Source organism: Streptomyces katrae (assembly GCF_000966975.1).
GTDB lineage: Bacteria > Actinomycetota > Actinomycetes > Streptomycetales > Streptomycetaceae > Streptomyces > Streptomyces katrae.
Genome location: NZ_JZWV01000908.1, coordinates 1 through 8,768, shown reverse-complemented (window position 1 = coordinate 8,768; position 8,768 = coordinate 1). Strand labels below are relative to the sequence as shown.

The following is an 8,768-nucleotide window of genomic DNA, read 5'->3' as shown; positions in this document are numbered from 1 at the left end:
GGTGGTGCCCGGGGTGCCGACCAGGGCGCGGACGGCGGCTCCGCCGTGCGCCCGCGGACGGTCGGGCAGCTCCTCGACCAGGCCGAAGGGGTGGCCGACGGCGAGGGTGATCAGGTCGACGCCGAAGGCGCTGAGCACCAGTTCGGGGATGGAGTCGCCGCCGATGCGGTTGTGGCCCTCGATGACGCGCGGGCCCTTGGCGGTGAGGCGGACCTCGGTGTGGCAGACGCCGTCGCGCATGCCCATCACGTCCAGGAAGCCGCGTATGCCCTCGCGTATCGCCGCGTCGTCGGCCTCGGAGAGCCGGGCCGGGACCGCGTGGCCCAGTTCGGCGAAGTGGCCGTCGGAGGTGAACTTCTCCGTGATGGTGACGATCACGTGGCGGCCGGCGAAGCTGAAGGACTCGACGCTGAACTCGGGGCCGTCGAGGAACTCCTCCATGAGGAAGTCCTTCAGGACGAAGAGGGAGGAGACCCGGTCGGTCCGGGTGCCGGAGAGCCGGGTGACCTCGTCCCAGACCCGGTCGGCGTCCTGGGGTCCCTCCACCCGCATGACGCCGATGCTCGCGGTGGCGTCGACGGGCTTGACGATGAAGGGGAACCCGTAGGAGGCGCCGAAGGCGTCCAGGTCCTCACGGGTCTTCAGGGAGCGGGCGCCGACCGCGTGCTCCGGGTCGTGCTCGGCGACGTAGCGGCGCATGGCGGCCTTGTCCCGGATGCGGGCGGTGACCTCGTAGCCGGTGCCCCCGAGCCCGTAGAGGTCGTTGATCCGGCCCGCGTTCTCCAGTCCCGGCTCGGTGAGGGAGACCACGGCGGCGAAGCCGGGGCTCTCGTGCCAGGCCCGCACCAGGGGCTCGACCAGGGACCACTCGGTGAAGTCGACGACCTCCACGGCGGCGGCCAGGCGGTTCTGCAGCTCGCTGACCTTGGTCGGGTGCTGGAGGAGCAGCACGTTCAGCCCCAGGTCGTGGGCCTTCTGCACGGTCTCGTCGGTTCCACCGACGAGCAGCAGGGTGCGCTCGGGGTTCATTCGCTCTCTTCTCCCCCTGCGGCGGCAGGGATGTTCGGGCTCGGGCTCGTACTCGGGCGGGCGTCGGGGTGCGTACGGTGGGGGGCGGGGCCCGGTCGGGCCGTTCAGGGCCGGCCGGCGGGTTCGGCTTGCGGCCACCAGCTGAGGTAGCGCTCGCCGCTGTCGGGGAACACGGTCGCCACGACCGCGTCCGACAGGTCGTACCGGCGGGCGAGTTCGAGGCAGCCGTATGCCGCCGCGCCCGCGGAGATGCCGACGAGGAGCCCGGTGCGGGCGGCGAGGGCGCGCGTGGTGGCGGCGGCGTCCTCGCAGTCCACCGCGATCACCTCGTCGATGAGGTGCACGTCGGTGACGGGGCTGATGAACCCGCCGTTCAGGCCGGGGATGCGGTGCGGGCCGGGCTCGCCGCCGGAGAGCAGTGCGGAGCCCGCGGGCTCGACGGCGACGACCTTCAGGGCGGGGTTGCGCTCGCGCAGGTAGCGGGCGATGCCGGTGATGGTGCCGCCGGTCCCGATCCCGCACACCAGGTAATCGACGTGGCCGCCGGAGTCGCGCCAGATCTCGGGCCCGGTCGTCTCGTAGTGGGCGCGCACGTTGTCGGGGTTCTCGTGCTGGCGCGCGTACCAGGAGCCGGGCATCTCGGCGTGCAGCTGTTCGGCGCGCTCGACGCAGGCCCGGAATCCGAGCGTGTGGTCGGTGAACTCGACGTCGGCGCCCAGCATGCGCAGGGTCAGCACCCGCTCGCTGGAGGCGTTGGAGGGCAGCACGATCAGGCACCGGTAGCCGCGGGAGGCGGCGAGCGCGGCCAGGGCGATGCCGGTGTTGCCGGAGGTGGACTCGATGACGGTGGCGCCGGGCACCAGCGCGCCGGACTCCTCGGCGGCCCGCAGCATGAAGAGGGCGGCCCGGTCCTTGATGCTGGAGAGCGGATTGGCCGCCTCCAGCTTGGCCAGGACCCGGGCGGTGGGAGGCAGGCCGTCGAGCTGGAGGTGGAGCAGCGGGGTGTCGCCGACGAGATCCTCGAACGATGCCGCGATGCGGCGGGTGGTGAGCGCGCTGTTCACGTGCCTCCCCCTTTGGTGCTGGACGTGCGGTCGGTCCTTCGAAAAGTAGCCAGCCGCGGTGGTGCGCGATTGGTGCCCGGCTCGCGGATGACTCGAGCCCGGCTCGCGCACCACGCGCGGCGGTGACCGGCCTGCCCCCTGCTGTCAGAGGGCGTTGACGTCGACGGCCTCGGCCATGGCCCGGTAGCCGGCGTCGTTGAGGTGGAGGCGGTCGGCGAAGGCGAACTCGGCCTTGAGGTTCTGCGGGTGCTCCGGGTCGGCGACCGCGCGGTCGAAGTCAACGACGGCGTCGTAGGCTCCGCTGGTGCGGATCCACCGGTTGACCTCGGCCCGCACCTCCTCGCCCCGAGCGGTCCAGTAGCCGGACTCCCCGTACGGCGGGATCGTGCCGCCGATGATCCTGACGCCGCGGGCGTGGGCCTCGCGGATCAGTTCGCGGTAGCCGGCGATGATCTGCTGGGCGGTGACCCGGGGGCCCGTGGTGCAGCGGTCCTGGACCCCGTCGGGCTGGACGATGTCGTTGGTGCCCTCCAGGACGATGACGGCGGCGGTGTCGGGGCGGCCGAGGGCGTCGCGGCGGAAGCGGTTGAGGGCGCTCTCGCCGAAGCAGGGCGAGTCGGTGAGCACCTTGTTGCCGCCTATGCCGGCGTTGAGGACCGGGCGCGGGGTCCCCAGCGCGGCCAGGCGCCCGGCGAGGGCGTCGGAGTAGCGGCGGTCGGCGCCGGGGGTCGCGCCGAAGCCGTCCGAGAGGGAGTCCCCGAAGGTGACGACGGCGCTGCGGCGCGGGCCCGGGGCGGCGGGGTCCTTCACGTCGATCCCGGCCAGGTAGTACCAGGAGAAGCTCTGGTCGCCCGCGGCCGAGAAGGCGTCCGCGGCGGCGTCGCGCAGGTGGTTGCCGTCGGCCCGGAAGGAGGTGGCCATGGCCACGTTGTGGAAGGTGGCGGGGCCGGTGGGACCCTGGAACCAGAGGGTGACGGTGAGCTGTTCGAAGGCCTGGACGGGCAGGGCGACGGCGTCGCTGGACAGTTCCGCGCCGGCCGGGACGGTCGTGGTGGCCGAGCCCCCGAAGCGCAGCGTGCGTACCGTCTCGGGACGGACGGCGGCGCCCCCGGCGCTCTTGGCGACGGTCGCGCCGGCCAGCCGCAGCGGGGCCTTGCCGTAGGCGTTGGAGAGGCGGCCGCGCAGCTCGCCGCCCTGGGCCCCGGCCCGGACCACCTGGCGCACCGACTGGTCGCGGAAGCCCTGCTCCGACCAGTTGGGGAACCAGTCGGTGTGGGTGGGGGCCTGCGGGGAGGCGCCCCAGGCGCTGTGCCAGGGGCTGCCGTACGCGGCGGCGGCGGGAGTGGCGGTGGTGACGGCCGCGGCCAGGAGGGCGGCGGCGATCGGGGCGGCGAGAGCGGTCTTGTTCCTGTTCACACCACCCTGACGCGCACCGGACCGCGGATGTGACAGGAGGACGGACTTTTTTCCCGCGGCCTGCCCGCCGTCCGGCCGGGCCCCGGCGTCGGGGGGTCCGGCCGGACGGTCCGTCAGCGGCGCAGGCCCGCGAGTTTGTCCGGGTTGACCTGGATGCGGAGGTTGCGGACCAGGCCGTTCTCCAGGTCGTAGGTGAGCACGGCGATCGGGGTGCCGTGCAGCTCGGCGAGGATGCCGAGCTCGCCGTTGACGAGGGCCGTGGTGACGGTGACACCGGCGTTGGCGGGCTTGGCGAGGACGCCGAAGAGCCAGCGGGCCACGTGGTCGGGCCCGTACAGCGGGCGGCGCGCGGCCGTGACCTTGCCGCCGCCGTCCGACCAGGCGGTCACGTCGGGGGCGAGCATCTCCAGGACGGCGTTGATGTCGCCGCCGGCGCAGGCGGTCAGGAAGCGGTCGGTGACGCGCTCGCGCTCCGCGCTGTCGGTGTCGAAGCGCGGCCGGCGGGCGGCGACGTGCTTGCGGGCGCGGGAGGAGATCTGCCGGACGGCCGGTTCCTCGCGGTCGAGGAAGCCGGCGATCTCCGCGTGCGAGAAGCCGAATACCTCGCGCAGGACGAACACCGCGCGCTCCAGGGGCGAGAGGGTCTCCAGGACGACCAGCATCGCCATGGAGACGCTCTCGGCGAGTTCCCGGTCCTGGGCCACGTCGGGTGAGGTGAGCAGGGGCTCCGGGAGCCAGGGGCCGACGTACTCCTCGCGGGTCGCGCGGGCGGAGGTGAGCCTGTTCAGGGACAGGTTGGTGACCGTGCGCACGAGGTACGCCTTGGGGTGGCGCACCTCCGAGCGGTCGGCCTTGTTCCAGGTCAGCCAGGCGTCCTGGACGATGTCCTCGGCGTCGCTGACGGTGCCCAGCATGCGGTAGGCGGTGGCGAAGAGGAGCCTTCGGTGTTCCTCGAAGGGGTCCGTCTCGGGTTCGGTCGTGATCACCGGTCGATTCTGCACGGGCCGTCGTGTCGGCTCACCCCTGGGGCCGCCGGACGGTGGGGAGTTGGGGTCACCTCAGGGTGCGCACCCGCTGGTCGCGCAGGTCGTAGCGGGCGGCGGCGACCGCGAGCTTCCCGGCGGATATCGCACGGGCCAGGTCGGGTTCGGCGGCGAGGCGGTCGCGGGTGCGGCGGGCGTTGGCGTCGATGGTGGCGCTGACGCGGGCTTCGCCCTGCTGTGCGTGGTCGATGGAGGGGCGTATCTGGTCGGCCAGGTACTGGATGTGGGCGGGGAGCCGCTCCCCCGTCTCCTCGGCGTGGACGGCCGCCTTGACGGCTCCGCAGGACTGGTGGCCGAGGACCAGGACCAGGGGGACCGCCAGTTCCAGTACCCCGTAGGCGATGCTGCCGAGCACGGCCTCGTCCAGTACCTCGCCGGCCGAGCGGACGGTCAGCAGGTCGCCGAGCCCCTGGTCGAAGACGAGCTCGGGCGGGACGCGGGAGTCCACGCAGCCGAGGACGATCGCGAAGGGGTGCTGCGCCGTGGTGAGCCGCAGCCGGGTGGCGGGGGACTCGTGCGGGTGCTCCTGGCGGTGGGTGCGCCAGCGCCGGTTGCCCGCCTCCAGCTCGCGCAGGGCCTGTTGGGGCGTGGTGGGGCGGACGGCGGCGCCGGAGGTCGCGGCAGAGGCCGGGAAGGAGGAGCCGAGGGCGAGGACGGACCCGGCGGCGGCCGTGCCGGCGACGGCGGTCCGCAGCAGGGCGCGCCGGCTGGGCGCGGCCTCCTCGCGTACCGGCTCGGTGTTCGACGTGCGCGTGTTCGACAACATGCGCGCCAGCATCGCGATTTACCGAGCTTTGACCCAAGCTTGGCGGAACAATTGTCCGAAACCCTTGGGGTAACGGCTCAATCGCATGCGGTGATCGTCCGTAGTCCGACGACGGCCGTCCGGCCTGCGGTGCGGACTCGGTACGGCGTCAGGGGCGCCTCCAGCAGGGCGGCGTCGTACGGGCCGAGTTCGTCGGCCCCGTCCGGGTGGCCGATGCGGGCCGGTCCGTCCAGGGCGACGACCAGGAGGGCCGTGTCCGGTGGGACGGCGAGGGAGAGTTCCCCGCGGATGACGGCGGTGCGCGCCTCGACGGCGCCGCGCCGGTACATCACGTTGAAGTTCACCACGGGGCCGTCCAGCAGGCGGCAGCCGGTCGGCTCGTCCCCCGGGAAGTCACAGGGCGCGTACCGCTCGTCGACGCGCCGGTGGCGGCCCGCGACCGTGAGGTCCATCCCGGCGCCCTCGGCGAGGGTCAGGATCCGGTCCACGCCGGGGAACTCCGAGAAGGGCCCGTCGGCGGCGACTTCGGCGAGACTGACCCGCCAGGCGAAGTCCTCCGTCCCGGCGCCGCCGGGCCGGGACGCGATCTCGCGGGTGACCCCGCCGCCGTTCTTCCAGGGCACGGCCGCACGGTCGGCGGCGCGCAGGATCCGGATGGCGGCGGGGCCGGGCATGCGGGGCTTCCTTCCCTCGGGTCCGTACCGCCGGCGGGCGCCGGTACGGGGCCGGGCGGTGGGGCGAGCCTAACCCGGGACGGCTAGTTCACGGTGAGGTCGTCGGCGCGGACCGGGCCCTGTCCGTACCAGCCGTGGAGGTAGACGGTGACGGTTCCGGAGGCTCCGGTGGTGAAGGGCACGGTCAGCTTGGTCCAGCCCGTCGAACTGGTCCACGTACTGGCGCTCGCCCCGCCCCGGACGCCCAGGTAGGCGTAGTCGCCCTGGACCCAGCCGCCGAGGGTGTAGGTGGTGTTCGGGGTCAGGGTGAGGGTCTGGGCGCATTCGCCGGTGTGGGCCTGGTCGGGGTTGGCCTGGACGGCGTACGTGCCCGTGTGGACCGGGGCCGTGACGACCGAGCCGCCGTTCTCGCAGCTCCAGGGGGACAGGGAGCCGCTCTCGAAGCCGCCGTTCACGAGGGCGCCGCTGCCGCCGCCCGGGCCGGAGACGGTGAGGGTGAAGGCGGCGGCGTGGCTGGTCTTCCCGGCGGCGGTGACGGTGAGCGGGTAGGTGCCGGGGGCGGCGGTGGAGGCGGCCGCGACGGTGAGCCGGGCGGTGGCCCCGGCGGTGACCGTGTCGGGGGTGAGGGTGGCGGTGACGCCGGCGGGGGCGCCGGAGACCGTCAGGGCGAGGGGCTGGGCCGCGCCGGAGGTGACCTGGGTGGAGACGGTGGCGGTGGTGGATCCGCCGGGGCTGACGGAGGCGGAGCCGGGTGCCACGGAGACCGAGAACTCGTCGGCGGCGGGTCCGCCGCCCCCGGTGAAGGGGGCGAAGGTGTGGGTGAAGTACCAGGGGTCCTGGGCGATGCCGGAGCAGGTGTCGGAGCCGCCGGTGCCGGGGCAGCCCCCGTTGTCGCGCTGGAGGGCCCAGAAGGAGAGGGTGTTGATGCCCTTGGAGACCGCCCAGTCCCGGACGGCGGTGGCGTTGACGGTGGTGAAGGTCTCGGCGGGGCCGTAGTCGTCGATGCCGGGCATCTCGGTGACGCCGATCGTGCCCCACAGCTGGGCGGGGGTCCGGTCCGGGTAGAGGGCTGCGAGCTGGTCGTAGAGGCCGGTGGCGGCGGAGCGGGTGTCGGCGGCCATGTCGTGGGTGGCGCCGTCGTAGTAGTCGAAGGTCATCAGGTTGACCACGTCGACCCGGGCACCGGCCGCCTTGGCGCTCTTGAGGACGGCCAGTCCGCTGCTCGCGAGTCCGCTCGTGGTGGTGGGGAGGGTGTAGGAGATCTGCAGGGGGCGCCCGGAGGCGGCGGCCCAGTCCTGCAGCTTCTTGATCGCCTGGTTGCGGCGGTCGACACCGGCCTTGTCGGTGAGGGACTTGTCCTCGATGTCCATGTCGAGGCGGCTGACGCCGTACGTGGTGACGAGCTTCTGGTAGGCGGCGGCGATCGCGTCGACGCTGGTGCAGCTGTCGGCGATCTCGGTGCCCCCGCTGTCTGCCGCGTAGCCGCCGAAGGAGGGGATGACGTCGCCGCCGCGCGCCCGGATCGCGGCGAAGTCGGCGCCGAAGACGGAGTCGGCGACGGGCTGCTGGGTGGAGCCGTTCCAGTACGGGGTGCAGGAGCCCTTGGCCTCGGTCTGGACGAAGGCCATCGTCAGGTACTTCGCACCGGACTTCTGCGCGAGGTCGGCGGGGCTGTCGGAGGAGTACGCCTCGAAGTAGGGGGCGAAGACGTGCGCGGGCAGTGGGGTGGCCGCGCGGGGGCCGGCCGCCAGGGCGGGCCCGGCGCCGGCGGTGGCGAGCAGGCCGGCGGAGGCGGTGAGGGTGGCGCAGACCGCGGCTAAGCGGCGGAGGGCAGGCTGACGCAGTCTCAACGAAGGCTCCCGGTGGGGCGCGAGCGAACGGACGGACGCCCCATGATTGGTCTGGACCAGCATCAGGTCAAGGGGGCCCGCCGACACCGGCCCCGCCGGGGGCGGGGGTTCAGCGCAGGATGCCGGCCTGCCGGGCGGCGCGGATCCAGGAGGGGAACTCCGACAGGAGCCGGTCGTAGAGTTCGGCGTCCGGGATCCGGTCGATGTCGTCGACGGCGAAGAAGCCGACGTTGTCGACCCGGCGGCCGGGCATGGTGTCGAAGCGTTCCAGCACGCCGAAACCGGCCCGGCCGAGGCCGACGAACTGCCAGAACACCGGCTCCTCCACGGCTTCCCGCAGCTCCCGTTCGATCTCGGCGTTGCGGTACACACCGCCGTCGGAGAAGAACAGGACCAGCGTGGGCGCGGGCACCGGGTGGGCCCGGACGAAGGCGCGCACCTCGGCGATGACCTTCTGCTCCTCGTTCTGGAAGCCCACCTGCCGCATGTCCACCTGGCCGGGCCGCAGTCCCTTGGGCGGCTTCTTGCGGCCGAAGACGCTCATCTGGCCGACGCGCACGTGCAGCCCCAGCCATTCCGGGAGCTCGCCGATGGCGAGGTCGGGGAGCCGGGCGGGGTTGGTGGCGAAGGTCCAGGCCTGCATCTCGCCGTCGTCGTCCAGCTGGGCGGCGACGGCGGCCATCCGCTCCACCACGCCCGCCACCGTGCCCCGGGCGTAGAGGGTGCTCATCGAGCCGGAGGCGTCGAGGACGAGGACGACGCGGGCGGTGACGTCACCGGCGCCGGCCTTGCGGAGGCTGACGGCCACCTGCTCCTTGCGCAGCGAGAGGCGCCCGCGCATCTCCGGCGGCAGCCACTCCTCGCCCTTGACCAGGCGTACGACGCCCTCGGCGGGCGCGGGGGCGGAGCCTGTCTCTTATACACAT

The 8,768-nt window shown here is 73.4% G+C and carries 7 protein-coding genes and 1 pseudogene; all 8 read right to left on the bottom strand.

The genetic code is table 11. The features are described 5' to 3' along the window. On the bottom strand, positions 1-1,029 hold a 1,029-nt coding region (locus VR44_RS29360; protein WP_045950644.1), incomplete at its 3' end, for an ATP-grasp domain-containing protein. Positions 1,030-1,133: 104 nt separating this feature from the next. Further along, positions 1,134-2,093: a PLP-dependent cysteine synthase family protein gene (locus VR44_RS29355; RefSeq protein ID WP_045950643.1), complete on the bottom strand. Its 960-nt coding sequence runs from the start codon at positions 2,091-2,093 to the stop codon at positions 1,134-1,136. A gap of 144 nt (positions 2,094-2,237) precedes the next feature. Further along, entirely contained in the window at positions 2,238-3,509 is a 1,272-nt protein-coding gene (locus tag VR44_RS29350; protein WP_045950642.1) for an SGNH/GDSL hydrolase family protein, read from the bottom strand. Between the two features lie 113 nt (positions 3,510-3,622). Then, complete coding sequence (locus VR44_RS29345) at positions 3,623-4,495, bottom strand: RNA polymerase sigma-70 factor (RefSeq protein ID WP_045950641.1); 873 nt, start codon at positions 4,493-4,495, stop codon at positions 3,623-3,625. A 67-nt stretch (positions 4,496-4,562) separates the two neighbouring features. Further along, positions 4,563-5,318: a carbonic anhydrase gene (locus VR44_RS29340; RefSeq protein ID WP_045950646.1), complete on the bottom strand. Its 756-nt coding sequence runs from the start codon at positions 5,316-5,318 to the stop codon at positions 4,563-4,565. Between the two features lie 77 nt (positions 5,319-5,395). Beyond that, on the bottom strand, positions 5,396-5,992 hold the full coding sequence (locus VR44_RS29335) for a HutD/Ves family protein (protein ID WP_045950640.1): 597 nt from the start codon (positions 5,990-5,992) through the stop codon (positions 5,396-5,398). A gap of 83 nt (positions 5,993-6,075) precedes the next feature. Then, positions 6,076-7,842: a glycosyl hydrolase family 18 protein gene (locus VR44_RS29330; RefSeq protein WP_045950639.1), complete on the bottom strand. Its 1,767-nt coding sequence runs from the start codon at positions 7,840-7,842 to the stop codon at positions 6,076-6,078. A 109-nt stretch (positions 7,843-7,951) separates the two neighbouring features. Beyond that, positions 7,952-8,746: pseudogene (locus VR44_RS29325) on the bottom strand (vWA domain-containing protein); the annotation flags it as partial. Positions 8,747-8,768: the final 22 nt, after the last annotated feature.